We start from the raw sequence: 23,964 nt of genomic DNA on the forward strand, positions 1-23,964 counted from the left end.
GTGGTGACATTTACAGGTTCGTTCTCCCCGAATAACCACAGTTGCGCGCGCATGAAATCCGGCGCAGCATTTGCGGCATGCGCAGGTGGCTGGGCCCGTTGCTGTTCGTGATCACCGCCCAGGCGAGCGCCCAGGACGCCGTGCTCCCGCGCCAAAATGCTGCACCACCAACGGCTGCAGCATCCGCAGCAGACCCCGATGCCGCGACGCTGTTGTTCGGCGACGACCAGACGCGGATGACAGTGCCGGTGACAATCGCCGGCGCGGGGCCCTTTCCGTTCATCGTCGACACCGGTGCGCAGCGGACCGTCATCGCGCGCGAGCTGGCCGCCACGCTCGGCCTCGCGCCGGGCCGGACGGTGCGCGTGACGGGAATGACCGGATCGGAGCGGGTCGCCACCGTCGTCATCCCCTCGCTCAAGGTCAGCGTGATTGGCAGCGCGCCGATCGAGGCGCCGGCGATCGGCGCGATCAACCTGGGCGCGCGTGGGCTGCTCGGAATCGACACGTTGCAGGATCACGCGGTGACGATCGACTTCGACACCAACGTGATGACGGTCACCCCGTCGCGCAAACGCCGCATCCGCGAGCGTGCCGCCCCCGACGAGATCGTCATCCGCGCGCGCAGCCTGTTCGGGCAGCTTGTCGTCACCGACGCCTATTGCAACGGCATCCGCATCCGCGTGATCCTGGATACCGGCACCTCGATCAGCATGGCCAATGGCGCGCTGCGCCGGAGGGTGACTCGCAAGGCGCTGGGGGGCGCGGATCGGACTCAGACGGTCTCGCTGACCGGGGTCACCGGCGAGACGGTGGTGGCCGACTATACCACGATGGACCGGGTCTCGATCGGCAGCCTGTCGCTGGGCGACCTACCCGTCGCGTTCACCGCGGTCGACGCGCCGCCGTTCGCGGTGTTCGGTCTGGCCGAGCGGCCCGCGATGCTGCTGGGGATGGATGTGCTGCAACTGTTCCGCCGCGTCGACATCGATTTCGCCAACCGCGAGGTGCGGCTGGCGCTGCCGCGCGACACCCGACGCCGCTGAGGTTGCGTAACCGCGCATTCGCTGCAACTCTCCTGCACGACACGAAAAAGGGGACGATGATGCGCGCTACGGGCTGGCTACTTACGGCGGCGATACTGACCACGCCGATCTCCGCGCAGGCGCAATCGCGGCCCGACCAGAAGGCGTTTTTCGGGCTCTACAAGGAACTGGTCGAGACCAACACGACGCTGTCGGCGGGCAGCTGCACGCAGGCCGCGGCGCAGATCGGCGCGCGGTTGAAGAGCGCAGGCTATGCGGATGCCGACATCACCTATTTCTCGGTGCCCGAGCATCCCAAGGACGGCGGGCTGGTCGCGGTGCTCAAAGGATCGGACGCGAGCGTCAAGCCGATGCTGCTGCTCGCGCATCTCGACGTGGTCGAGGCCAAGCGCGAGGACTGGGTGCGCGATCCGTTCAAGCTGATCGAGGAAGGCGGCTATTATTACGCGCGCGGCACCGTCGACGACAAGGCGCAGGCGGCGATCTGGTCCGACGCGATGATCCGCTTCAAGATGTCCGGGTACAAGCCGAAGCGCACGATCAAGCTGGCGCTGACCTGCGGCGAGGAGACCACGTTCGCGTGGAACGGCGCGCAATATCTGGCGAAATCGAAGCCCGACCTGATCGCGGCGGAGTTCGCGCTGAACGAAGGCGGCGGCGGGCGGCTCGACGACAGCGGCAAGCGCCAGTTGCTCGCGATCCAGGTGGGCGAGAAGGCCGCGCAGAACTACACGTTCCTTGCCACCAACCCCGGCGGGCACAGCTCGCAACCGACGCCGGCGAACGCGATCTACGAACTCGCTGATGCGGTGAAGGCGGTGCAGGGCTATGAATTCCCGGTGAAGTTCACCGACACGACCAGGGCGTTCTTCGCGGCGAGCGCAAAGGCGATGCCGGGCGAGATGGGGGCCGCGATCACGAAGCTGCTCACCAATCCGGAGGACAAGGCGGCGGACGCGATCGTCAGCCGTGACAAGGCGATGCATTCGACGCTGCGCACGACCTGCGTGGCGACGCTGCTGAACGCAGGGCACGCGGAGAACGCGCTGCCGCAGCGCGCGACCGCGAACATCAACTGCCGGATCTTTCCGGGGGAGACGGTCGACGGCACGCTCGCCAAGCTGAAGGAGCTGGCGGGCGCGAAGGTGACGGTGACCGCGAACCAGCCGGTCCGCCCGACCGCGATCCCGCCGACGCTCGACCCGAAGATCATGGGGCCGATAACCAAGGTCGCGGCCAAGCACTTTCCCGGGCTGCCGATCCTGCCGCTGATGTCGACCGGCGCGACCGACGGGATCTTCTTCGAGGCGATCGGGATACCCGTCTATGGCGCGCCCGGCGTGTTCATCGACAAGGATATGGGCGGGATCCACGGGCTGAACGAGCGGATCCGCGTGGCGTCGCTCTATGACGGCCGGGATTATCTGTTTGATCTGGTGAAGGCGTTTGCGGGGTAATTGTTACGTCCCTCTCCCCTTCGGGGAGAGGGAGGGAGGAGCCGCAGGCGACGGAAGGGTGAGGGGGAGTTGGGACGAGCTCCCGAGCCTCACGCCCCTCTCCCTTCCCACCCGGCTTCGCCGTGCGGGCCCCTTCCCTCTCCCCGGAGGGGCGAGGGAGGTTAGACGGTGACCTGTTCGCCTAGCTCGAGCACCTTGCCGGGCGGGATCTTCAGGAAGTCGGTCGGGTCGCTGGCGTTGCGCTGCAGGAACAGGAAGATCCGGTCCTGCCAGGGCGGCATGCCCTTTTCCGCATCGGGCTTCAGCGTGTTGCGGCCGATGAAGAACGAGGTGCGCATCGGGTCGAGCCCGAGCTGCTCGGTCTTGTTGCCCACCCCGAGATCGCGCGGCACGTCGGGCGATTCCATGAAGCCGTAGGTCAGCACGACGATCGAGAAATTCTCGTCGACACGCTCGACCTTGGCGCGGCTCGCCTCGTCGACGAACGGGCGGTCGGCGGTGCGGATGCTGACGATCAGGTTGCGCTCGTGCAGCACCTTGTTGTGCTTGAGGTTGTGCAGCAGCGCGCCCGGCGTCGCATGCGGGTTCGCGGTCAGGAACACCGCGGTCCCCGAGACGCGCTCGGGCGGGCGCTTCTCCAGCGCGGCGGCGAGGTCGCTGAGCGGGATGCTCTGACGCTTCTCGAACGCGCTGACGATTTTCTTGCCGCGGACCCAGGTGTAGATGATGAGGCCGATCGACGCGGCGATCACGAGCGGCACCCAGCCGCCCTCGATCACGCGGAGGATGTTCGCGCCGAAGAAGATCAGGTCGAGCGTCAGGAACGGCAGGATCGCCGCCAGCGCCAGCGGCCGCGACCAGTTCCAGCGATGCCGCACGACGATGTAGGCGAGCAACGTGGTGACGACCATCGTGCCGGTCACCGCGATGCCGTACGCCGCGGCCATCGCCGACGAGGTCTTGAACTGGACCACGAGCACCAGCACGCCGATCAGCAACAGCCAGTTGATCGCGGGGAGGTAGATCTGGCCGGCGAACACCGCGGAGGTCTGGCGGATGCGCAGGCGGGGCAGCAGGCCGAGCTGGATCGCCTGCTGCGTGAGGCTGAACGCGCCGGTGATGACCGCCTGGCTGGCGATCACGGTGGCGAACCCGGCGAGGATGATCAGCGCCGGGCGCAGCGATTCGGGCGCCATCAGGAAGAACCAGTCCTGATTGACAAAGGGGATGCCCTGCCGCGCCGCATCCTCAAGCTTGGCGAGCGCGAACGCGCCCTGCCCCAGATAGTTGAGCGCGAGCGCGGGGAACACGAGGAAGAACCAGCCGATGCGGATCGGCAGCTTGCCGAAATGGCCCATGTCCGCGGTCAGCGCTTCGGCACCGGTGACGGTCAGGAACACCGCACCGAGCACGAACAGCCCGGTGACGCCGTGCGTGGCGAGGAACGAAATGCCATAGGTCGGCAGGAACACGCGGACGATCGAGGGCTCGTCGGCGATGTGCCAGATTCCGAGCGCGCCGATCGTGACGAACCAGAGGATGCAGACCGGGCCGAACAGTTTCGACACCTGTGCGGTGCCGCGCGCCTGGATCATGAACAGCGCTATCAGGATGCCGATCGTCAACGCGCGCACGACGCCTTCGTTGAAGATGTGCGCCGCGCTCGGGATCGTCCGCAGGCCCTCCATCGCGGACAGCACCGACAGCGCCGGGGTGATGATCGCATCGCCGTAGAACAGCGACGCCCCTGCCGCGCCGAGCACGATCGCGATCCGCGACCGCATGCCGAGCGCGCGACGGGCCAGCGCCGCCAGCGCCAGTACGCCGCCCTCGCCCTGGTTGTCCGCGCGCATCAGGAAGATGACGTATTTGACGGTGACGACGAGGAACAGCGACCAGAGCGCGAGGCTCAGCACGCCGAGGATCTCGCTCGGGTCGATGCCGCCCGCCGACGTCTGGCCCAGCGCCTCGCGGAACGCGTAGAGCGGGCTGGTGCCGATATCGCCGAACACGACGCCGATCGCGCCGACGGTCAGCGCGGCCAGCGCCGGATGAGGATGCAGATGCGCCGCGGACAGATCGGCCGGCGCCGATTGCTCGGCGGTCGGTTCGGTTACAACTGCGGTTTGGGGTGTTCCGGCTACGGACGTCATGGCGCGAAGAGCGCTCCTCCTGATGGGACGGCGCGCTTTACGCCGATTGGGGGCATGCGCAAGTCCTGCCGACCTCTCGCGACTTTGCGGCGAAGGCGGGTTGATTCACTGCGCGCGCAGCGGCATGGCAGGCAAATGGTTCCCTTTTCGTTCGGCGGACATGCGCTTCTGGCGTTGGCGCAAGGCGCGCTGTTCTGGCCGGAGCGGCGCGCGCTGCTGGTCGCCGACCTGCATTTCGAGAAGGCGAGCTGGTTCGCACGGTCCGGCCAGATGCTGCCCCCCTATGATTCGATCGCGACGCTGGCCGATCTGACCGCGCTGGTCGCGGCGACCGGTGCGCGCGAGGTCTGGTGCCTGGGCGACAGCTTCCACGACAGCGACGGGTGCGAGCGGCTGCCGCAGCGGGCGCAGGCGATGCTCCAGGCGATGACGCAGGCCACGCGCTGGACGTGGATCACGGGCAACCACGATCCGGCGATCCTCGACCGGTGCGGCGGGACCGTGGTGGACGAGGTCGTCGTCGATGGGCTGATGCTGCGCCACGAAGCGGACCGTGCGGAGACTAGGCCCGAGCTGTCGGGGCATTTCCACCCGAAGCTGCGGTTGCGCGTGCGCGGGAAATCGGTGGCGCGGCGGTGTTTCGTGGCGACCGCGACGAAGCTGATCCTGCCCGCGTTCGGATCGCTGACCGGGGGGCTGGATGTGGACCACCCCGAGATCGTCCGCGCGGTCGGGGCGGGTGCGGAGGCGATGGTGCCGGTGGCGGACCGGATGCTGCGGTTTCCGGTCGCGGCCTGACCGCGTCCGTCATCCTGACGCCCCATGACAAAGAAGCACCGTCATCCTGACGAAAGTCAGGATCCAGGATCACGAGCGTAGCCCCTATTGGCTCTGGATCCTGACTTTCGTCAGGATGACGGGGGGGGGGGGGGGGGGCGTCGAACGCTGTCAGTTCGAAATCGTCGGGAACGCCGCGCGGAATGCGGCGACCTTCGGCTTGTCCCACGTTACGACATACGGATGCGTCGGGTTCCGGTCGTAGAAATTCTGGTGATACGCCTCGGCCGGGTAGAAGGCGCCGGTCTCGAGCTTGGTCACGATGGGCCCGGAGAACACGTGCGCCGCCCCCAGCTGGGCGATGTACGCACGAGCCACTTGCGCCTGCGCGGGCGACTGCGGGAAGATCGCCGAGCGATAGCTGGTGCCGCTGTCGGGGCCCTGGCGGTTCAGCGTCGTCGGATCATGCGCAATCGAGAAATAGACGCGGAGCAACGTGCCATAGCTTATGACTCGGGGATCATAGGCGATCCGGATCGCTTCGGCATGCCGAGTCGTCTCGGCGGAGACCTGATCATAGGTCGCGGTCGCCTTGGTGCCGCCTGCATAGCCGGTCGTGACCGTCTTCACGCCCTTCACATGCTCGAACACCGCCTCCATCGTCCAGAAGCAGCCGCCGGCGAGCACCGCGGTCTGGATACCGGGCGCGGGCGGCAGGTCTGTCTTGACGGCGGGGATGACGACGGCGCGGGCGCCTTGCGCTGCACCAGTGGAGAGAATCGCACCGGCGATACCGACGGCGGCGAGCGTGGCGATGAGCGGCTTTTTCATGTTTAGATACATGGGGTTGCCGCTCCGTTTCGCCAAGCCGTCCGGGTGTTTATCGCGTGATGGACGCGCTGTGTTCGAAATGGCTTGCGAAGGTCTGGCGCGCCTCGGCTGGCTGCAGCGCGAGCAAGCCGATGGCGCCGAGGACGAAACCGCCGCTGAACTGCCAGAAGAAACTCGACTTTACGATGCTGCGCATGATGCGATCCCAATGAAACCAATGACGATGCCAACCGGATAGGTCAGCATCAGCTACGTACCGGCATGTCGTGGAGATGCCGGCCAACCACAATGTCGTTTTTAGAAACTCTCGATTAACGCGGCGTGGCCGATGCGTTCATCGTGCAGCAGGCATCGCCCGGCAGGATTGCCGGGCGATGTCGCCGCGTTTCCGAAATGTTGCTCCAACCTCAAATCCTCCCCCGCCAGGGGGAGGTGTCGCCGAAGGTGACGGAGGGGGAGGACACGGAGCAGAGGTTATTCCTTTCCTCCCCCTCCGTCTGGCAAGGGCCAGCCACCTCCCCCTTGCGGGGGAGGATCAGGCAGTTATTTCAGCGCGGCGCAGGCTGTCTGGATGCGCGTGCATGCCTCGCGCAGCAGCGCGTCCGAGGTCGCGTAGCTGATCCGGAACGCCGGGCTGAGGCCGAACGCAGCACCCTGCACCACCGCGACCTTCGCATCATCGAGCAGATAGCCGACCATCGCCTCGTCGGTGTCGATCAGGCGACCGTTCGGCGTCGTCTTGCCGATCAGTTCGGCGAACGACGGGTAGACGTAGAACGCGCCCTCCGGCGTCGGGCAGTGCATGCCGGGGATCTCGTTCAGCATCGACACGACAAGGTCGCGGCGGCCCTGGAACGCGGTATTGCGCTCGGCGAGGAACGACTGGTCGCCGTTCAATGCGGCGACGGCGGCGGCCTGCGCGATCGAGCACGGGTTCGAGGTCGACTGCGACTGGAGCTTGGCCATCGCCTTGATCAGCCACGCCGCACCGCCGGCATAGCCGATCCGCCAGCCGGTCATCGCATAGGCCTTCGAACAGCCATTGACGGTCAGCGTGCGCTCGAACAGCTCGGGGCACGCCTCGGCGATCGTCGCGAACTTGAAGCCGTCATAGACGATATGCTCGTACATATCGTCGGCGAAGATCCAGACATGCGGGTGCTTCGCCAGCACCGCGCCGAGCGCCTTGAGCTCGTCGATCGTGTAGCCGGCGCCGGTCGGGTTCGACGGCGAGTTGAGGATCACCCACTTGGTCTTGGGCGTGATCGCTGCGTCAAGTGCTGCGGGATCGAGCTTGTAGCCGACATCGGGGCCGGCCTTGACGATCACGGGCACGCCACCGGCGAACTGCACGACGTCGGGATAGCTGACCCAATAGGGCGCGGGGATCACTACCTCGTCGCCCGGATCGATCGTCGCGACCATCGCGTTGAACAAGGTGTGCTTGCCGCCGACGTTCACGCTGATCTGATCGGTGGTGTAGGTCAGGCCGTTGTCGCGCGCGAACTTGGCGACGATCGCCTGCTTCAGCTCGATCGTGCCGTCGACATTGGTGTATTTGGTCTTGCCGTCGCGGATCGCCTGGATCGCGGCTTCCTTGACGAAGTCGGGCGTGTCGAAATCGGGTTCGCCCGCGCCCAGCCCGATCACGTCGACGCCCGCGCGCTTCAGTTCGAGAACGCGGCTGGTGATCGCGAGCGTCGGCGAAGGGCTGATGCGACCGAGCGCGGCAGATGCGTGCATGCTGGAACCTTTGCGGTTGTCCGCAGATTTCGCCTGCGGAATTCGCGCGGGCTATACGCCCCGCGTCACCGATTTCGCAACCGCAACAATCGCCGGAATGAGGCCACGAACCGCATTTCCGATGAAGAATCCGCCGGCAAGGTCCGCGCGGGTGAGCGGCGCCTCGATCGCGCGCGCCGATTCGACCAGCTCGGCCCGCAATATGCCGGGGAGCAGGCCGTTCCGTAGCGGCGGCGTCACGAGCACGTCGCCGCGCGGCACGAACAATGAGGTGAAGCTGCCTTCGGTGAGGAAGCCGTCGGCATCCTCGAACAGCACCTCGAACGTGCCGGCAGCCTTGCGCGCCGCGTCGTAGAAGCCGCGCGCGCTCGTCTTGTGGCGGAGGCGGAAGTCGGCGGGCGCGACCGGCAGCGGGACGATCGCGACGTGCGCCTCGGGCGGCGAATGCGGCAGCGGTGCCGCCTCGATCGCGATCGCGCCCGACGGGCTGAGCAGCAGGCGGATCCGGCGGGGGCCGCGCAACCGGAAGGTCGCGGCCTGCAGCTCGTTGCGCGCGGTATGGCGATCGAAGGTGAAGCCCAGCCGTTCCGCACTGGCCTTCATGCGTGCGAGATGCGCTTCGAGGCGGGTGAGCCCGTCGTCGGGGTCGAACGCCATCGTCTCGATCAGGTCGAACGGGCGCTGGCCGGCGGTGACGAACGCGCCCTTGGCGTGGCATTCCGCCCATTCGGCGTCGGCCGCGCTGTCGGCGACGATCCCCGAGCCGAGACTCATCGTCGCCGCACCGTCTGCGATCGCGATCGTCCGGATCGCGACGTTGAAGATCGCATCGCCACTGGGATCGAAGCGACCGATCGCGCCGGTGTAGATGCCGCGGGTGCGGGCGTGTTCGACCTCGGCGATGACCTCCATCGCGCGTTGCTTGGGCGCGCCGGTGATCGAGCCGCACGGGAACAGCGCGGCGAGCACATCGACCGCGTCGCAATCGGGCTTGAGCGTGGCGGTGACGGTCGAGGTCATCTGGTGGACGGTCGGATAGGTCTCGACGGTGAACAGGTCGGGGACCGCGACGTGGGTCGCGACTCGCGACAGGTCGTTGCGCATCAGATCGACGATCATCAGGTTTTCGGCGCGCTGCTTCGGATCGGCCGCGAGCGCCTCGGCGGCCATGCGGTCGGTATCGGGCGTTTCACCTCGTGATGCCGTTCCCTTCATCGGGCGGCAGGTGAGCGTGTCGCCGTCGAGCGCGAAGAAGAGTTCGGGGGAGAGCGACAGGAAGCGCGTCTCGCCGGTATCGATTAGTGCGCCATAGCCCGCCCGGGCCTGGCGGCGGAGCCGGGCGTAGAGCGCGAGCGGGTCGCCGACGAACGGCACGGCCGCCGCAAAGGTGAGATTCGCCTGGTAGATGTCGCCTGCCGCGATGAGGTCGAGCACGCGATTGAGGCTGGCGTCGTAGGTGTCGCGGTCGATGAGTGGGCGTGGCGCGCCCGTCCATGCGCCGGCGGGATCGGGGAGCAAAGCGGCGACGTCGTGCGGGGCGATCGTCTCGTACCCGGCGAACAGGCCGAACCAGAGCAGCGGCCCCTCGGTGCGGACGTCGAGCGGCTTCGATGCGAGGGCGGCGCCAGCTTCGTAGGTCAGGTAGCCGGCGGCGTGGAGACCGTCCGCACGGGCGGCGCGCAGGGCGTCGAGCGCGGGGCGGACCTCGGCGAGCGTGTCGGCGCGGACGATCCGGATAGGATCGCGGTACAGCCGTGCCGGAGCCCCGCCCTCGCGGGCGTCGTCGAGCAAAACGAAGGGCGCAGTCCACATCGTTGCGACTGTTGCACGGGCCGCGGGGCAAATCGCAAGCGGCGATTGCTCCAACCGATGCGCTATCCTATTTCGAGGCCATGACAAATCCTCCCCTCCGCGCCGCGATCGTCCCCGTCACGCCGATCCAGCAGAACTGCACCATCCTCTGGTGCACCGCGACGATGAAGGCGGCGGTGATCGATCCGGGCGGCGACCTGCCGCGGATCATGGCGGCGGTCGAACAGGCGGGCGTGACGGTCGAGAAGATCCTGCTGACGCATGGCCATATCGATCATGCGGGCGGCGCCAAGCGGCTGTCGAACGATCTGGGCGTGCCGATCGAGGGGCCGCACGAGGCGGACCGGTTCTGGTTGCAGCGGCTTGATCAGGATGGGCCGAAATACGGGATTTCCGGCGTGAATTTCGAGCCCGACCGGTGGCTGGTCGAGGGGGACACGGTGTCGGTCGGGGATCTGGTGCTCGATGTGTACGAGACGCCGGGGCATACCGAGGGGCATGTGATATTCCACCATGCGCCCTCGAAGTTCGCGCAGGTCGGCGACGTGCTGTTCCAGGGGTCGGTCGGGCGGTCGGACATGCCGGGTGGCAATCACCAGGTGCTGGTGAAGTCGATCGTCGAGAAATTGTGGCCGCTGGGGAGCGATACGAGCTTCATTCCGGGCCACGGGCCGGCGAGCACGTTTGCGCATGAGCGCGCGACGAACATGTTCGTGAGTGATCGGGCGCTGGCGGCCTGACCGCTATGCTTACCTGTTCCCCCGCGGAGGCGGGGGGTCAGGGTACCGGGCGGTAGCGTTCGTGATCCTGGGCTCCCGCCTTTGCGGGAGAACAGGAAGGGGCTGGAGAAGCGCCGCCTCCCTACCGCCCCACCCCGGCGAAGGCCGGGGCCCAATTGGGGGGCGACGATTGGCGGAGGTGGCGCTCCGTCACAGTACCCTTTCCAATTGGGCCCCGGCCTTCGCCGGGGTGGTGGGGAGTGTGGGTTAAGTCCTACTTCCGCTCGCCCGCCGTCTCGGCGCGCACCGACTTGAACTCGGAGCCATCGCGCCATTCCGGCCACAACCGGCTGTTTGCCAGCTTCGACCCGATCGTCTGGAACAGCCCGACATCCTGCGCGGCGCCGCGCAGATCCCAGTCCGGGCCCCAGGCGTCGCACGTCTGGTGATAGCATTTCATATAGCCGTCGAGCCACGCCTGCCCCGCCGTCCGCCCGCCCGTCACCAGATCGGGCGCACCGCTGATCGCCATCAGCAGCAGCGTCGGCACGCCGCGGCGCGCGACCGAGAAATGATCGGCGCGGTAGAACAGCCCGCGTTCGGGGAGCGCTTCGGGGGTTACCGCGCGGCCCTGCGCCTTGGCGGCATCGCCCAGCATGTCCTCGAGGCTGTTCTGGCCTGCGCCGACGAGCATGACGTCCTTTGCGGGACCCGCGGTCTGGAGGATGTCGAGCGTCAGGTTGGCGACCGTCTTGGCCGCCGGATAGACCGGGTTCACCGCATAGGTTTCGGAGCCGAGCAGCCCGCGCTCCTCGCCGCTCCAGAGCGCGAAGACGAGGCTGCGGTCGGTGCGCGGCGCCTTGGCGAAGGTGCGCGCGAGTTCGAGCACGCCCGCCACGCCGAGCCCATCGTCGTTGGCACCGGGCCGGATCGTGCGGCCCTGCGCGTCGGGCGCGCCGATCCCATAGGCATCCCAGTGCGCGCCGAACATCACGACCTCGTCGGGGTGGGTCTTCCCCGGCAGCTTTGCCAGCACGTTGCGGCTCTCGGCGGTGTCGTGCTTGACCGGCAGGTCGGTGGTGAACGCCTGTTTCAGCGGCACCGGGCGGAAGTCGCTGCGGCGTGCCGCCTTGCGCAAGCCGGCGAGGTCGAGGCCGGAGGCGGCGAACAGCCGAGTCGCAGCGCCACCCTCGAGCCAGCCCTGGAGCATCACCCGCGATTCGGGATCCTTCCGCACGATGTCGTAATTCTCGCCAGCCGGCGCCGTCACCGTGGACCAGCCATAGCCGGCGCCCGGCGTATCGTGGACGATCAGCGCCGCGACGGCACCCCGCCTTGCCGCCTCCTCATATTTGTACGTCCAGCGGCCGTAATAGGTCATCCGGCGATCGCCGAACTTGCCCTTCGAATCGTCACCGGCGATCGCCTCGAAGTCGGGATCGTTGACGAGGAAGACCGCGACCTTGCCCTTGAGGTCGAGCCCCTTGAAGTCGTCCCAGCCGCGTTCGGGCGCGCTGACGCCGTAGCCGACGAACACCATCGGCGCGTTGGCGATGGCGACGCGGTCGACCCCGCGGACGGTGCTGAGATAGACGTCGCGGCCCTGCACCAGCGTCGTGGTGCCGGCGCGGACGGTGCCGGTGCCCATGCGCGTGTGGACGAGCGGTACGGGCTGAGTCCAGCTGCCGTTCGGGCCGCCGGGCTGCGCCTTCATCGCCTTGAACTGCGCGATCAGCCAGTCGATCGTCTTGGTCTCGCCCGGCGTGCCGGGGGCGCGGCCTTCGAACGAGTCGGACGCGAGCGTCTTCACGTCGGCGGACAGGCGCTCGGGCGAAATCTGCGCGACGGCAGGCGATGCCGTCAGCAGCGCTGCGGCGGCAAACAGGCGAAGCGCGCTCATGCGCGGCCTCCCGACGGCACGACCTGGAAGGTCTTGGCGGCCGGGACCGTGTTGGCCTGATAGGCGATCGTCAGCGCCCAGCCCGCGAGCAGCGCCATCAGCGCCCAGGTCGCCAGCGCGCCGCCTGCGCGCGGTATGCTCGACGTCGGCCGGTCCATCCCGAACGCGTGCGCGACTCGGGCGATCACGAACACCGCGCCGGCGATCCAGAGCCAGGTCGTCGACCCGCCCGCGAGTTCGATAAGGCCGATCAGGATCAGGATGAACGGCGCATATTCGGTGAAGTTCGCATGCGCGCGCATCCGGCCCTGCAACAGCGCATCGCCATTGTCGCCGATCAGGACGTTCCCCTTCACGCGCATCGGCACGATTCGGAACGCGAGCCATAGATTGACGACGGCAGCAGCCGCTGCGATCGTCAGCGTCACGGGTAATATCACGGCGTTGCCCCTCGTTGGATGTCGGATCGGGTCCTGCCACCCCGGACCAATGGTTGCAACGCGGGGGGCCAATGCTTGCAACGCGGGACGAAATCGCTATAGCGCCACGCTTCGCGAGCGTCAGGCCGCATGGGTTGCTTCAGGCGGCCGGCATTCATGTCGGTTGCCGAGTTCCGTGTCCAGGCGTACTCGGAGCCCCGACCTTTAGATTGAACAAGGTGCCGAAATGGCCGTCCCCAAAAGAAAAACCTCGCCCTCCAAGCGCGGCATGCGCCGTGGCCACGACTCGCTCACGATCGCGTCGTTCCAGGAATGCCCCAACTGTGGCGAACTGAAGCGTCCGCACAATCTGTGCGGGTCGTGCGGTCACTATAACGGTCGTGAAATCCTCTCGATCGAGGGCTGAGGCTTCCGTCCGGAACCTCTAACTTGAACGAAGGATTGACGATGCCCGACAGCGGCTGGATCGCGGTCGATGCGATGGGTGGCGACGACGGGCTGGCAGTAATGCTCGCCGGCGTCGCGCGCGCGCGTCATCGATTCGAGGGCATGCGCTTCATACTGGTCGGCGACGAAGCTGCGATTCGCGAAGAGCTCAAGGCTCATCCGAACCTGTCGCAGAATTCCGAGATCGTCCACGCCCCCGAGGTCGTCGGCTCGAGCGAAAAGCCGAGCCAGGCGATCCGGCGGGCGAAGAAGACGTCGATGGGCATCGCGATCGACTTGGTGAAACAGGGTCGCGCCGCCGCTGCGGTGTCGTCGGGTAACACCGGCGCGCTGATGGCGATGGCGAAACTGTCGCTGCGGATGCTGCCCGGGATCGACCGGCCGGCACTCGCGGCGCGTCTGCCGACCCTGGGCGATACCGACATGGTGATGCTCGACCTCGGTGCGAACACCGAGTGCGATGCGCGCAACCTCGTCCAGTTCGCGATCATGGGCGCCGCCTATGCGCGCACTGCGCTCGACATCCCGCACCCCCGGGTCGCGCTGCTGAACATCGGCAGCGAGGACATGAAGGGCACCGACGAGATTCGCGACGCCGCAGCTCAGCTGCGCGCGACGCCGTCGGTCGACATGCAGTTCAACGGCTTCATCGAGGGCGACCGGCTGTCGCGCGGCGAGGTCGACGTCGTCGTGTGCGACGGCTTTTCGGGCAACATCGCGCTCAAGACCGCCGAGGGCACCGCGCGATTCGTCGCCGACCTGCTCAAGCGTGCGTTCCGCAGCTCGGTACGGTCGAAGCTCGGCTTCCTGATCTCGAAGCCCGCGACCGAATTGCTGCGCGATCACCTCGATCCCAATAATCACAACGGCGCGGTCTTCCTCGGGCTCAACGGCATCGTCGTGAAGAGCCATGGCGGCGCCAACGAGCGCGGTGTCGCGACCGCGATCGGCAATGCCGCCAAGATGGTCCGCAACGACCTGGTACGGCGGATCGCCGACGATCTCGGCAATGTGGAGAAGGCGGCATGATCCGTTCGGTCGTCATGGGCACCGGCTCCGCCCTGCCCGCCCGTCGCGTCTCGAACGCTGAACTCGCGGAGACCGTCGATACCAGCGACGAGTGGATCGTCGAGCGCACCGGCATCCGCTTTCGCCACATCGCCGGCGAAGGCGAGACGACCGCGACGCTGGCGGCCGACGCGTGCAAGGCCGCGCTGGCCGCAGCCGGGATCGACGCGCAGAGCATCGACCTGATCGTGCTCGCCACCGCGACTCCCGACCAGACGTTTCCGTCGAGCGCCACCAAGGTGCAGGCGATGCTCGGGATCGACGACTGCGTCGCGTTCGACGTCGCCGCGGTGTGCTCGGGTTTCCTCTACGCGGTCCAGGTCGTCGACAGCATGATCCGCAGCGGCGTCGCCAAGCGCGCGCTGGTGATTGGCGCGGAGACGTTCAGCCGCATCCTCGACTGGGAAGACCGGACGACCTGCGTGCTGTTCGGCGATGGCGCTGGCGCGATCGTGCTCGAGGCACAGGACACCGCCGACGCGGACGGGCGCGGGATCCTGACGACCAAGCTGCACGCCGATGGGCGGCACAACGAGCTTCTGTACGTCGATGGCGGCGTCTCGACGACCGGGACGGTCGGCAAGCTGCGCATGAAGGGCCGCGAGGTCTTCCGCCATGCGGTGACCAACCTGGCGTCGGTGATGACCGAGTCGCTGGCGATGGCGGGGCTCGGCGCGGACCAGGTCGACTGGGTCGTGCCGCATCAGGCCAATGCGCGGATTCTCGATGCGACCGCGCGCAAACTGGGCCTCGCACCGGCCAAGGTCGTCGTCACCGTCGACCAGCATGCCAACACGTCCGCGGCGTCGGTGCCGCTCGCGCTGGACGTCGCGGTCCGCGACGGGCGCATCCAGCAGGGACAGATCGTCATCCTCGAAGCGATGGGTGGCGGCTTCACCTGGGGCGCTGCGGTTATCCGCTTCTAATCGTTTCCAAACATGCCGGGCCGCTTGTAGAACAAAAGTTCTTCCGCTCGCCTTCGCGCATGTGTAGGAGAAGCGCCGGGTGTGGGAGCTTGCAATGACGATGACCGGTACTTTGACGCGGGCCGATCTGGCCGAATCCCTCCACCGCGAGGTGGGGCTGTCGCGTGCTGATTCCTCCAAGATCGTTGAACAGATCCTTGCCGAGATGTGCGGTGCACTGTCCGGCGGCGAGAACGTCAAGATTTCGGGGTTCGGCACGTTCGTGCTTCGCGACAAGGGCGAGCGCGTGGGGCGCAACCCCAAGACCGGCATCGAGGTGCCGATCGCACCGCGCCGCGTGCTGACGTTCCGGGCGAGCCAGATGATGCGCGAGCGCATTGTCGGCGCCACCGATCCGCGTGCCTGACGACGCCGATGCCGTCTCGATGAACGACGATACCCCGCCGTCGGCGACCAAGGCGGGGGCAGCGTTCCGGACGATCGGCGAATTGTCGCGCGATACCGGTCTGCCACAGCATATCCTGCGCTATTGGGAAACGCGCTTTCCCCAGCTCAAGCCGCTGCAGCGCGCGGGCAACCGGCGCTATTACCGCCCTGAGGACGTTGCGCTGGTGCGGCGGATCGACCAGTATCTGAACCGTGAGGGCTATACCGTCCGCGGAGTCCAGCAGCTGCTGGCGGGCGAGAAGACCACGCCGCCTGCAATCCCCGGCCCCGCCGAGATCGTCGCGCAGGCCGAATCGCCGATGCCCGCGCTGCGCGCGATCCGCGACATGCTCGCCGAGGCGCTGGCGGCGGACTGAGCTTAAGACCACCGGGTTCGTCATCCCCGCGCAGGCGGGGATCCATATTGGCTAACCTTAGCAATCGATCCGCACGCGTTTGAGCATATGGGTCCCCGCCTCCGCGGGGATGACGACCGATTGCGGTCGCGGTCCCTTACCGTTCCCGCGTGGCGGCGAAGCGGATCTTGGAATAACGCTCGGCGATGTAGTTCACTTCCCATGCGCTTTTCGCGAGGAAGACGGGGTTGCCGTCACGGTCCTTGGCCATCGCGCCGCGGTTGATCTCTGCGAAGGTCTTGAGCTCCTGCGGGTCTTCCGCCGAAATCCAGCGTGCGGTCTCGTAGGGCGCGGGTTCGAGCCCGGCTGCGACCTTGTACTCCGCATCGAGCCGCGAGAGCAGCACTTCGAGCTGAAGCTGCCCGACGACGCCGATGATCCAGTTCGAGCCGATGTCGGGGTAGAAGACCTGCGTCACCCCCTCCTCCGCCATGTCGTCGAGCGCCTTGCGCAACTGCTTGGTCTTGGTGAAGTCCTTGAGCACGACACGGCGCAGGATTTCGGGGGCGAAGTTCGGCAGCCCGGTGAAGCGGATTGCCGCGCGTTCGCTGAGCGTATCGCCGACGCGCAGCGTGCCGTGGTTGGGGATGCCGATGATGTCGCCCGGGAACGCCTCGTCCGCCAGCTCGCGATTCTGCGCGAAGAACAGGATCGGCGAGTGGACCGCGATCGGCTTGCCGTGGCCCGTGGGGGTCAGCTTCATGCCGCGCTTGAACACGCCCGAGCACAGCCGCATGAACGCGATGCGGTCGCGGTGGTTGGGGTCCATGTTCGCCTGCACCTTGAACACGAAGCCGGTGACTTCGGGCTCGTCGGGCGAGACGGGGGCAGGCTCGGCGGGCTGCGCGCGCGGCGGCGGGGCATAGTCAGCGAGCGCGGCGATCAGCTCGGCGACGCCAAAATCCTTGAGCGCGGAGCCGAAATAGACCGGGGTCAGGTTGCCCGCACGATAGGCTTCGGCGTCGAAGCTCGAATAGCCGCCCTGGGCGAGTTCGGCTTCGTCGTTCAGGCGGACGATGCCTTCGGGGCTGAGGATCTCGGCGAGCTTGGGGTCGTCGATGCCCTCAAAGGGGATCGCCTTGCCCATGAATTCGCGGCTGTCGCCTTCGGGGCGGCTGAGCGTGTTCGCGTACAGGTCGTACACGCCCTCGAACTCGCCGCCCATGCCGACCGGCCAGCTCATCGGGCAGACGTCGAGCTGGAGCATTTCGGCGACCTCGTCGAGCAGCGAGAACGGGTCGCGCCCCTCGCGATCGACCTTGTTGACGAAGGTGATGATCGGCACGTTGCGCAGGCGGCAGACCTCGAACAGCTTGCGCGTTTGCGGCTCGATGCCCTTGGCCGCGTCGATCACCATGACCGCCGAGTCGACCGCGGTCAGCGTGCGATACGTGTCTTCGGAGAAGTCCTCATGGCCCGGCGTGTCGAGCAGGTTGAAGGTGATCCCCTGGCGCTCGAACGTCATCACCGACGAGGTGACCGAGATGCCGCGCTGCTGCTCGATCTTCATCCAGTCCGAGCGCGCACGGCGGTTCTGGCCGCGCGCCTTCACCTCGCCCGCGAGATGGATTGCGCCGCCGAAATAGAGCAGCTTTTCGGTCAGCGTCGTCTTGCCGGCGTCGGGATGCGAGATGATCGCGAAGGTGCGGCGGGGAAATTGGGTCATGGCGTGGATCCGGGGAGCCGAGTCGGGGCTCGCAAAGAAGGTTAGGCCGGGGGGCGGCTGTCATGCTGCCGCTCTTGGCAGATGCAGCGCGCGGAGGACAGGGGTGTCCGTGACCATACTCTTATCCTCCCCCGCCAGGGGGAGGTGGCGCCGAAGGTGACGGAGGGGGAGGACACGGGACAGAGGCTTCCCTTACCTCCCCCTCCGTCTGGCTAGCGCCAGCCACCTCCCCCTGGCGGGGGAGGATCGTTGGGGTCAGCGTTCGTGTGGGACCAGCGTCACGCTCATGGTGATGATCTTCGTGTCGCCCGCCGCGACCTCGAACACGCCGGGTTTGGCGCGATAGTCGCCGGTATAGCCTTCGGGGTCGGCGATGCCGTGCCAGGGTTCGACGCAGACATAGGCTGCGCCGGGCTTGGTCCAGATGCCGAGCTTGGGCGTGTCGGGGAAGGCGATCCGCAACAGCGGGCCGGTCTTCGCACCGTAGGTGACCGAGTCGGAATGGATCGGGTCCCAGACGAGCGCGTCCTTGGCGAACAGCTCGTCGCGTAGGGCGATCACGCGGTCCTCGACCGGCGAGGGGCGCTCGTCGACGGCGATCTGGCCGTCGGGGCTGATCGCCTTGAGCGTGCCGGGCTCGTCGGCGTCGAACGTGATGCGGTGGTCGGCGCGGGGCTCGCCGTACGGCAGCGGCCAGGCGAAGGCGGGGTGGAAGCCGAAGCTCGCCGGCATGGCGGCGTCGGTGCGGTTGTGGATATGCGCTTCGATCCCGAGCGTCGCGCCGTCGAGCGTGAAGACGATGTCGAGCGCGAAGGCGAACGGGTAGGCGGCGCGCGTATCTGCGCTGTCGGTTAGACGGAAGGTGGCGGAGGTATCGGTCTGCGCGACGACGTCGAACGTCGCGTGGCGGGCGAAGCCGTGCTTCTGCATCGGGTAGGTCTGACCGTCGAGGCGGATGACGCCTTCGTTGACGACCCCGACGACGGGGAAGAGGATCGGCGCGTGGCCGGTCCAATAGGCGGGGTCGGCGTTGGTCATCAGCTCGCGACCGGCGGCGTCGTGGAGATGCGTGAGCTCGGCGCCGTGCGGGTTGATTTTGGCAGTGAGCTGGTCGTTGGCGATCGTGATCAGGTCGGTCATGGGGTTCCTTCCGTTGGGCTCGAACGCACGAGGGTTAATAAGGCTCACCCCACACCACCCCGGCGTAGGCCGGGGCCCAAGCGGGAAAGCCATGGTAACGGAGCGGTGCGCGCCGTTAGCGACGTTTCCCAATTGGGCCCCGGCCTTCGCCGGGGTGGTACCGTTCGGGGCACGCTTACCCGCGCAGGCTCGCGCCCTGCTTGCCCGCCGCGGCGACGACCTTGTCGGCCACCGCCTTGATCTCCTCGTCGGTGAAGCTCTTGGCGGTGGGTTGCAGGACGATCTCGACCGCGACCGACTTGTGGCCGTCCTCGACGCCCTGCCCGGTGAACACGTCGAACACGCGCGCCGAGACGATCGCGGCCTTGTCGGCGCCCTTGACTGCGCGGACCAGCGTGTCGGTGGCGAGCGCCGCCGGCACGAGGAACGCGAAGTCGCGGCGGACTGCCTGGAGCGCGGGCGGCGTGTAGGCGGGACGCGCGAAGCCGGACGCGCGCTTGGGTGGGATCGCGTCGAGATAGACTTCGACGGCCGCGACCGCGCCATCGAGGTCGAACGCCTTCAGCACCGACGGGTGCAGCATGCCGAAGCTTGCCAGCACCGTCTTCGGCCCGAGGCGCAACGTGCCCGACTGGCCTGGGTGCCAGGCATCGCCCGCCTCCCCCATCACTTGCAGATTGTCGACGGGTGCGCCCGAGGCGGCGAGCAGTGCGATCGCTTCGGCTTTCGCATCATACGCGTCGAAGCTGGCGGCCTTGCCGTCGCGCCAGCCGCGCGGGCGGCGGTCGCCCGCCAGTACCACGCCGAGCGTCGCGCGTTCGGCGTCGGCGAGGTAGCGGCGACCGATCTCGAACAGGCGGACGCTTTGCTGGCCGCGCTTGAGGTTGCGGCCGGTCGCGGCGAGCAGGCCGGGGAGCAGCGAGGGGCGCATGACCTTCAGGTCTTCGCTGATCGGGTTGGCGAGCGTCCACGCGCCGCCGCCGAACGGTGCGGCTTCGGCGTCGGAGAGGAAACTCCACGTCACCGCTTCGTCGAGCCCGCGGGCGGCGGCGGCGCGGCGCGCGCGGCGTTCGAGCTTCTGCTCGGGCGTGGCGGTCGGCTTGGCGACGCCCGGCAGGCGCGGCAGTGGGGTCGAGGGGATATTGTCGATGCCCTCGATCCGCACGACTTCCTCGACGAGGTCGGCGGGGCCGTCGACATCGCGGCGCCAGCTCGGGACCGTCACCGGCCATTTGCCCTCGATCGTCGAGAACAGCGCGTCGCTGAACGCATCCGCGCTCTTGATCGCACCGATCGTGAAGCCGAGCGACAACAGCGTGCGCGCCTGGCGTTCGGGGGCGACGTGGAGGCCCCCCAGGTCTGCGCTGAGGCGTGGATCATAATGCACGACGCGAGGTTCGAGCGGTGGCTCGCCCGAGCGCGTGACATCGCTCGCCGTGCCGCCGCAGACGTGCAGTACGAGCGCGGTCGCGATCGCCAGACCATCGTCGAGGAACGCCGGATCGACGCCGCGTTCGAAGCGGCTGCGCGCGTCGGAGGTGAGCGTGAGCCTCTGGCCGGTGCGCGCGATGTGGTCGGGATCGAAATAGGCGCATTCGATCAGCACGTCGGTGGTGTCCGCGGAGACGCCCGAATGCTCGCCGCCCATGATGCCGCCGATGTCGTGCACGGCCACATCGTCGGCGATGACGGTCATGCTGGCGTCGAGCGTGTAGGTCTTGCCGTTGAGCGCGACGACCTGTTCGCCGTCCTTGGCCTTGCGCGCGACGAGGCCGCCGGACAGCTTGGCACGGTCGTAGACGTGCAGCGGGCGGCCGAGGTCGATCATCAGGTAATTGGTGATGTCGACCAGCGCGGAGATCGGCTTCTGGCCGATCGCGAGCAGGCTGCGGCGCATCCACTCGGGCGACTCGCCGTTCGTCACGCCGGTGACGGTTTGGGCGAAGAAGGCGGGGCAGCCCGCGGTGTCGTCGGTGCGGACCGATGGCCCTGCCCCTTCGGTGACGATGGGATCGAAGATCAGCGGCGTGAGCGTGCCCATGCCGGCAGCGGCGAGGTCTCGCGCAATGCCGCGCACGCCCATGCAGTCCTGGCGGTTGGGCGTGATCGCGACGTCGATGACGGGGTCGGTGAGCCCGGCATAATCGGGGTAGGGCGTGCCGATCGGCGCGTCCGCGGGCAGTTCGATGATGCCGTCATGATCCTCGCCGAGCTCCAGCTCGCGCGTCGAGCACATCATGCCGTTCGATTCGACGCCGCGGATGCTCGCGAGCTTGAGTGTCACGTCGAGGCCGGGGACGTAGGCGCCGGGCGCCCCGAACACGCCGATCAGCCCGGCGCGCGCATTGGGCGCGCCGCAGACGACCTGGAGCGGGCCGTCACCGGCGTCGACCGAGAGGATCTGGAGCTTGTCGGCTTGCGGATGGCGTTCGGCGCTGAGCACCTTGGCGACCTTGAACGCGGCGAGCTTCTCGCCGGGATTCTCGACGCCCTCGACCTCGAGGCCGATACGCGTGAGCGCATCGACGATTTGGTCGAGCGTGGCATTGGTGTCGAGGTGCTGCTTGAGCCAGCTGAGCGTGAACTTCATGCGCCGACTCCTGCCGACAGAGTGGGGACGTCGAGGCTCGAGAAACCATAATGTTTCAGCCAGCGGATATCGCCGTCGAAGAACGGGCGGAGGTCGTCCATGCCGTATTTGAGCATTGCGAGCCGGTCGATCCCGCAGCCGAACGCAAAGCCCTGCCATTCGTCGGGGTCAAGCCCGCACGCCTCGATCACCTTGCGGTGAACCATCCCCGAGCCGAGGATCTCGAGCCAGCCATCGGGCTCGGCGCCGCCGACGACGCGCTTGCCCTTGACCAGCGTGTAGCCGACGTCGATCTCGACCGAGGGCTCGGTGAACGGGAAGTAGCTCGGGCGCATCCGGAGCACGATGTCGTCGCGCTCGAAGAACGCCTTCACGAAGGTTTCGAGCGTCCACTTCAAATGGCCGAGCGTGATGCCCTTGTCGATCACGAGGCCCTCGACCTGGTGGAACATCGGCGTGTGCGTCGCGTCCGAGTCCGACCGGTAGGTGCGGCCCGGCGCGATAATGCGGATCGGCGGCTTCTGCGACAGCATCGTGCGGATCTGGACGGGCGAGGTGTGCGTGCGGAGCAGCGAGAAGGTCGTCTTCTCGTCGGCGGTGCCCGCGGCCTTCGCGTCGATCCCCTGCTGGATATAGAAGGTGTCGTGCATCGCGCGCGCGGGATGCGTCTCGGGGATGTTGAGCGCGGAGAAATTGTGCCAGTCGGTCTCGATCTCGGGACCGGTCGCGACCGCGAAGCCCAAGTCGGCGAAGATCTCGGCGAGTTCGTCCATGACCTGGCTGACCGGGTGGATCGTGCCGGCGGGCGCGGCGTCCGCGGGCAGCGTCATGTCGAGTGTTTCGCTGGCGAGGCGGGCGTCGAGCGCGGCGCGTTCGAGCGTTGCCTTGCGCTGAGCGATGCCGTTCGCGACGGCTTCGCGGAGGCCCTGAATGATCGGCCCCTGCACGAGGCGCTCGTCGGGGGTCATCTTGCCGAGCGTCTTCAGCAGCGCGGTGATCGTGCCCTGCTTGCCGAGCGCCTCGACCCGGCACGCCTCCAGCGCGTCGAGGCCGGATGCCGCGGCGATCGCCGTCAACATGTGTTCGCGCATCTGGTTCAGGTCTTGCGTCACTGTGTCGAAATCCTAACTTCGTCATCCCCGCGGAGGCGGGGATCCATACTGGCTGCCGTAGCGCCTCTATACCTGGCCCTTGAGACGAAGCCCCCCGCCTAGCGGGAACTACGACCTGAAACGGGGTCCAATCCCAGGCCGATCGCCAGATCGTCCCAGTCCGGATTGTCACGCTCGATCAGGGTCACCTTCCAGTCGCGGTTCCACTTCTTGAGCTGCTTCTCGCGCGCGATCGCAGCGTCCATCGTGTCGGCCATCTCATAATGCACCAGCCGCACTACGTCGTAGCGGGACGTGAACCCCTTGATCAACCCTTCGCGATGCTGTTGCAGCCGTCCGAGCAGGTTCGACGTCACGCCGATATAGAGCGTACCGTGCTTGCCGCTGGCGAGGATGTAGACGCAGGGTTGCCGGTCCATCACTTCTCCCGTCATTCCCGCGAAGGCGGGTACCCATAGTGGCGGACCGTGCGGATAATCACAACGGCTTGCCAATATGGATTCCCGCCTTCGCGGGAATGACGAAAGTGGGAGCGGCGCAAATCATCGCCGCCAAATGCGAAAAAGGGCGCCGGTGGTTTCCCACCGGCGCCCTTTCCGAAACCCAACCTCAGTCGCGAATTACGCGGCCTGGGGCAGTGCCGCCTTCGCCTGGGCGACGATCGCGCTGAAGGCTGCGCCCTCGTGCATCGCGATGTCGGCCAGGACCTTGCGGTCGAGTTCGATACCCGCCAGCTTCACGCCGTGCATGAACTGCGAATAGGTCAGACCCTCGGCGCGGACGCCGGCGTTGATACGCTGGATCCACAGGCCACGGAACGTGCGCTTCTTAACCTTGCGGTCACGATAGGCGTACTGTCCGGCCTTTTCGACGGCCTGACGGGCGATGCGGATGGTGTTCTTGCGACGGCCATAATAGCCCTTCGCCTGAACCAAAATACGCTTGTGCTTGGCGCGGGTGGTAACACCCCGTTTTACGCGTGCCATTGTCTAATTCCTTCTCAGCTCAACGCAGGCCGTAAGGCGCCCAGGCCTTCACTGCTGCGGTATCGGCCTTGGACAGCAGCTTGGTGCCGCGGTTCTGACGGATGTACTTGCCGTTGTGATGCGCCAGACGGTGACGCTTGCCGGCGACGCCGTGCTTGAGCAGGCCGGTGGCGGTGAGCTTGAAGCGCTTCTTGACGCCGCTCTTGGTCTTCAGCTTGGGCATTTTTATCCTTTCGGTTGACGAAGGAAAACGCTGAAATCGCCGCGGCAGCCCACACTGGCCGGGCGATTCGTCGAACGCGTATCCCT

23 protein-coding genes are annotated in these 23,964 nt (G+C 67.1%); 9 read left to right on the forward strand and 14 right to left on the reverse strand.

The window, feature by feature from the left end; all coding sequences use genetic code 11:
* Positions 1 to 77: 77 nt before the first annotated feature.
* Positions 78 to 1,046, forward strand: a complete 969-nt coding sequence (locus C8J26_RS00280) for an aspartyl protease family protein (RefSeq protein WP_107956280.1) — start codon at positions 78 to 80, stop codon at positions 1,044 to 1,046.
* Between the two features lie 56 nt (positions 1,047 to 1,102).
* On the forward strand, positions 1,103 to 2,503 hold the full coding sequence (locus C8J26_RS00285; protein ID WP_425275384.1) for a M20/M25/M40 family metallo-hydrolase: 1,401 nt from the start codon (positions 1,103 to 1,105) through the stop codon (positions 2,501 to 2,503).
* 161 nt (positions 2,504 to 2,664) lie between these two features.
* Here C8J26_RS00285 and C8J26_RS00290 read toward each other — a convergent pair whose 3' ends face one another.
* Complete coding sequence (locus C8J26_RS00290; RefSeq protein ID WP_107956282.1) at positions 2,665 to 4,656, reverse strand: potassium transporter Kup; 1,992 nt, start codon at positions 4,654 to 4,656, stop codon at positions 2,665 to 2,667.
* Positions 4,657 to 4,791: 135 nt separating this feature from the next.
* On the opposite strand from C8J26_RS00290, the gene pdeM reads away from it, so the two are divergent.
* Entirely contained in the window at positions 4,792 to 5,454 is a 663-nt protein-coding gene (gene pdeM, locus C8J26_RS00295) for a ligase-associated DNA damage response endonuclease PdeM (protein WP_107956283.1), read from the forward strand.
* Positions 5,455 to 5,604: 150 nt separating this feature from the next.
* Here pdeM and msrA read toward each other — a convergent pair whose 3' ends face one another.
* The 4 genes from msrA to pabB form a co-directional block, all read right to left on the reverse strand.
* Positions 5,605 to 6,264: a peptide-methionine (S)-S-oxide reductase MsrA gene (gene msrA / locus C8J26_RS00300; RefSeq protein ID WP_107956284.1), complete on the reverse strand. Its 660-nt coding sequence runs from the start codon at positions 6,262 to 6,264 to the stop codon at positions 5,605 to 5,607.
* 49 nt (positions 6,265 to 6,313) lie between these two features.
* Entirely contained in the window at positions 6,314 to 6,460 is a 147-nt protein-coding gene (locus tag C8J26_RS20295) for a hypothetical protein (protein ID WP_167398750.1), read from the reverse strand.
* Between the two features lie 347 nt (positions 6,461 to 6,807).
* Positions 6,808 to 8,007, reverse strand: coding sequence for a pyridoxal phosphate-dependent aminotransferase (locus C8J26_RS00305; protein WP_107956285.1), 1,200 nt, complete (start codon positions 8,005 to 8,007; stop codon positions 6,808 to 6,810).
* Positions 8,008 to 8,058: 51 nt separating this feature from the next.
* Positions 8,059 to 9,819: an aminodeoxychorismate synthase component I gene (gene pabB, locus C8J26_RS00310; protein WP_107956286.1), complete on the reverse strand. Its 1,761-nt coding sequence runs from the start codon at positions 9,817 to 9,819 to the stop codon at positions 8,059 to 8,061.
* 80 nt (positions 9,820 to 9,899) lie between these two features.
* Between pabB and C8J26_RS00315 the strand changes: the two genes are divergently transcribed.
* Positions 9,900 to 10,559, forward strand: coding sequence for an MBL fold metallo-hydrolase (locus tag C8J26_RS00315; RefSeq protein WP_107956287.1), 660 nt, complete (start codon positions 9,900 to 9,902; stop codon positions 10,557 to 10,559).
* A gap of 253 nt (positions 10,560 to 10,812) precedes the next feature.
* Here the strand turns inward: C8J26_RS00315 and C8J26_RS00320 are convergent, their stop codons facing one another.
* Together C8J26_RS00320 and C8J26_RS00325 are read right to left on the reverse strand one after the other, a co-directional pair.
* A complete protein-coding gene (locus tag C8J26_RS00320; RefSeq protein ID WP_107956288.1) occupies positions 10,813 to 12,438 on the reverse strand; it encodes a M28 family metallopeptidase in 1,626 nt (541 codons plus the stop codon).
* Entirely contained in the window at positions 12,435 to 12,878 is a 444-nt protein-coding gene (locus C8J26_RS00325; RefSeq protein ID WP_056419531.1) for an MAPEG family protein, read from the reverse strand. Before C8J26_RS00325 ends, C8J26_RS00320 begins: the two co-directional genes overlap by 4 nt.
* A 226-nt stretch (positions 12,879 to 13,104) precedes the next feature.
* Between C8J26_RS00325 and rpmF the strand changes: the two genes are divergently transcribed.
* The 5 genes from rpmF (at position 13,105) to C8J26_RS00350 (ending at position 16,122) form a co-directional block, all read left to right on the forward strand.
* Complete coding sequence (gene rpmF, locus C8J26_RS00330; protein ID WP_056054400.1) at positions 13,105 to 13,284, forward strand: 50S ribosomal protein L32; 180 nt, start codon at positions 13,105 to 13,107, stop codon at positions 13,282 to 13,284.
* Between the two features lie 41 nt (positions 13,285 to 13,325).
* Positions 13,326 to 14,354, forward strand: a complete 1,029-nt coding sequence (plsX, locus tag C8J26_RS00335; protein ID WP_056419528.1) for a phosphate acyltransferase PlsX — start codon at positions 13,326 to 13,328, stop codon at positions 14,352 to 14,354.
* Positions 14,351 to 15,319, forward strand: a complete 969-nt coding sequence (locus C8J26_RS00340; RefSeq protein WP_107956289.1) for a beta-ketoacyl-ACP synthase III — start codon at positions 14,351 to 14,353, stop codon at positions 15,317 to 15,319. Before plsX ends, C8J26_RS00340 begins: the two co-directional genes overlap by 4 nt.
* A gap of 94 nt (positions 15,320 to 15,413) precedes the next feature.
* A complete protein-coding gene (locus C8J26_RS00345) occupies positions 15,414 to 15,725 on the forward strand; it encodes an integration host factor subunit alpha (protein ID WP_056419521.1) in 312 nt (103 codons plus the stop codon).
* A 19-nt stretch (positions 15,726 to 15,744) separates the two neighbouring features.
* Positions 15,745 to 16,122 (forward strand): MerR family transcriptional regulator, encoded by a 378-nt coding sequence (locus tag C8J26_RS00350; protein ID WP_107956982.1) that lies wholly within the window; start codon positions 15,745 to 15,747, stop codon positions 16,120 to 16,122.
* Between the two features lie 136 nt (positions 16,123 to 16,258).
* On the opposite strand, the gene C8J26_RS00355 is transcribed toward C8J26_RS00350, so the two are convergent.
* The 7 genes from C8J26_RS00355 to rpmI all read right to left on the reverse strand — a co-directional run bounded on the left by C8J26_RS00355 (position 16,259) and on the right by rpmI (position 23,878).
* Entirely contained in the window at positions 16,259 to 17,827 is a 1,569-nt protein-coding gene (locus tag C8J26_RS00355) for a peptide chain release factor 3 (RefSeq protein WP_107956290.1), read from the reverse strand.
* 255 nt (positions 17,828 to 18,082) lie between these two features.
* Positions 18,083 to 18,967: an aldose 1-epimerase family protein gene (locus C8J26_RS00360; RefSeq protein WP_107956291.1), complete on the reverse strand. Its 885-nt coding sequence runs from the start codon at positions 18,965 to 18,967 to the stop codon at positions 18,083 to 18,085.
* A 175-nt stretch (positions 18,968 to 19,142) separates the two neighbouring features.
* The gene (pheT, locus tag C8J26_RS00365) at positions 19,143 to 21,557 is read right to left on the reverse strand and encodes a phenylalanine--tRNA ligase subunit beta (RefSeq protein ID WP_107956292.1); all 2,415 of its coding nucleotides are present in this window, start codon (positions 21,555 to 21,557) and stop codon (positions 19,143 to 19,145) included.
* Positions 21,554 to 22,648, reverse strand: coding sequence for a phenylalanine--tRNA ligase subunit alpha (gene pheS, locus C8J26_RS00370; protein WP_167398774.1), 1,095 nt, complete (start codon positions 22,646 to 22,648; stop codon positions 21,554 to 21,556). Before pheS ends, pheT begins: the two co-directional genes overlap by 4 nt.
* Positions 22,649 to 22,767: 119 nt before the next feature.
* Complete coding sequence (locus tag C8J26_RS00375; RefSeq protein ID WP_107956294.1) at positions 22,768 to 23,088, reverse strand: GIY-YIG nuclease family protein; 321 nt, start codon at positions 23,086 to 23,088, stop codon at positions 22,768 to 22,770.
* Between the two features lie 201 nt (positions 23,089 to 23,289).
* Complete coding sequence (gene rplT, locus C8J26_RS00380; protein WP_031395288.1) at positions 23,290 to 23,655, reverse strand: 50S ribosomal protein L20; 366 nt, start codon at positions 23,653 to 23,655, stop codon at positions 23,290 to 23,292.
* 19 nt (positions 23,656 to 23,674) lie between these two features.
* Positions 23,675 to 23,878, reverse strand: coding sequence for a 50S ribosomal protein L35 (rpmI, locus tag C8J26_RS00385; RefSeq protein ID WP_031395289.1), 204 nt, complete (start codon positions 23,876 to 23,878; stop codon positions 23,675 to 23,677).
* Positions 23,879 to 23,964: the final 86 nt, after the last annotated feature.

The sequence above is a fragment of the Sphingomonas aurantiaca genome (genome assembly GCF_003050705.1).
GTDB lineage: Bacteria > Pseudomonadota > Alphaproteobacteria > Sphingomonadales > Sphingomonadaceae > Sphingomonas > Sphingomonas aurantiaca.

What these genes read in the sequence shown, in the direction of transcription:
- C8J26_RS00345 (WP_056419521.1), top strand. Translation starts at nt 15,414, where the DNA reads ATGACGATGACCGGTACTTTGACGCGGGCCGATCTGGCCGAATCCCTC.
- rpmI (WP_031395289.1), bottom strand. Translation starts at nt 23,878, where the DNA reads ATGCCCAAGCTGAAGACCAAGAGCGGCGTCAAGAAGCGCTTCAAGCTC.
- pabB (WP_107956286.1), bottom strand. Translation starts at nt 9,819, where the DNA reads ATGTGGACTGCGCCCTTCGTTTTGCTCGACGACGCCCGCGAGGGCGGG.
- C8J26_RS00285 (WP_425275384.1), top strand. Translation starts at nt 1,103, where the DNA reads ATGATGCGCGCTACGGGCTGGCTACTTACGGCGGCGATACTGACCACG.
- pheS (WP_167398774.1), bottom strand. Translation starts at nt 22,648, where the DNA reads ATGCGCGAACACATGTTGACGGCGATCGCCGCGGCATCCGGCCTCGAC.
- C8J26_RS00305 (WP_107956285.1), bottom strand. Translation starts at nt 8,007, where the DNA reads ATGCACGCATCTGCCGCGCTCGGTCGCATCAGCCCTTCGCCGACGCTC.
- pheT (WP_107956292.1), bottom strand. Translation starts at nt 21,557, where the DNA reads ATGAAGTTCACGCTCAGCTGGCTCAAGCAGCACCTCGACACCAATGCC.
- C8J26_RS00290 (WP_107956282.1), bottom strand. Translation starts at nt 4,656, where the DNA reads ATGACGTCCGTAGCCGGAACACCCCAAACCGCAGTTGTAACCGAACCG.
- msrA (WP_107956284.1), bottom strand. Translation starts at nt 6,264, where the DNA reads ATGAAAAAGCCGCTCATCGCCACGCTCGCCGCCGTCGGTATCGCCGGT.
- plsX (WP_056419528.1), top strand. Translation starts at nt 13,326, where the DNA reads ATGCCCGACAGCGGCTGGATCGCGGTCGATGCGATGGGTGGCGACGAC.
- C8J26_RS20295 (WP_167398750.1), bottom strand. Translation starts at nt 6,460, where the DNA reads ATGCGCAGCATCGTAAAGTCGAGTTTCTTCTGGCAGTTCAGCGGCGGT.
- C8J26_RS00320 (WP_107956288.1), bottom strand. Translation starts at nt 12,438, where the DNA reads ATGAGCGCGCTTCGCCTGTTTGCCGCCGCAGCGCTGCTGACGGCATCG.
- C8J26_RS00355 (WP_107956290.1), bottom strand. Translation starts at nt 17,827, where the DNA reads ATGACCCAATTTCCCCGCCGCACCTTCGCGATCATCTCGCATCCCGAC.
- C8J26_RS00280 (WP_107956280.1), top strand. Translation starts at nt 78, where the DNA reads ATGCGCAGGTGGCTGGGCCCGTTGCTGTTCGTGATCACCGCCCAGGCG.
- C8J26_RS00340 (WP_107956289.1), top strand. Translation starts at nt 14,351, where the DNA reads ATGATCCGTTCGGTCGTCATGGGCACCGGCTCCGCCCTGCCCGCCCGT.
- pdeM (WP_107956283.1), top strand. Translation starts at nt 4,792, where the DNA reads ATGGTTCCCTTTTCGTTCGGCGGACATGCGCTTCTGGCGTTGGCGCAA.
- rplT (WP_031395288.1), bottom strand. Translation starts at nt 23,655, where the DNA reads ATGGCACGCGTAAAACGGGGTGTTACCACCCGCGCCAAGCACAAGCGT.
- C8J26_RS00375 (WP_107956294.1), bottom strand. Translation starts at nt 23,088, where the DNA reads ATGGACCGGCAACCCTGCGTCTACATCCTCGCCAGCGGCAAGCACGGT.
- C8J26_RS00315 (WP_107956287.1), top strand. Translation starts at nt 9,900, where the DNA reads ATGACAAATCCTCCCCTCCGCGCCGCGATCGTCCCCGTCACGCCGATC.
- C8J26_RS00360 (WP_107956291.1), bottom strand. Translation starts at nt 18,967, where the DNA reads ATGACCGACCTGATCACGATCGCCAACGACCAGCTCACTGCCAAAATC.
- C8J26_RS00350 (WP_107956982.1), top strand. Translation starts at nt 15,745, where the DNA reads ATGAACGACGATACCCCGCCGTCGGCGACCAAGGCGGGGGCAGCGTTC.
- rpmF (WP_056054400.1), top strand. Translation starts at nt 13,105, where the DNA reads ATGGCCGTCCCCAAAAGAAAAACCTCGCCCTCCAAGCGCGGCATGCGC.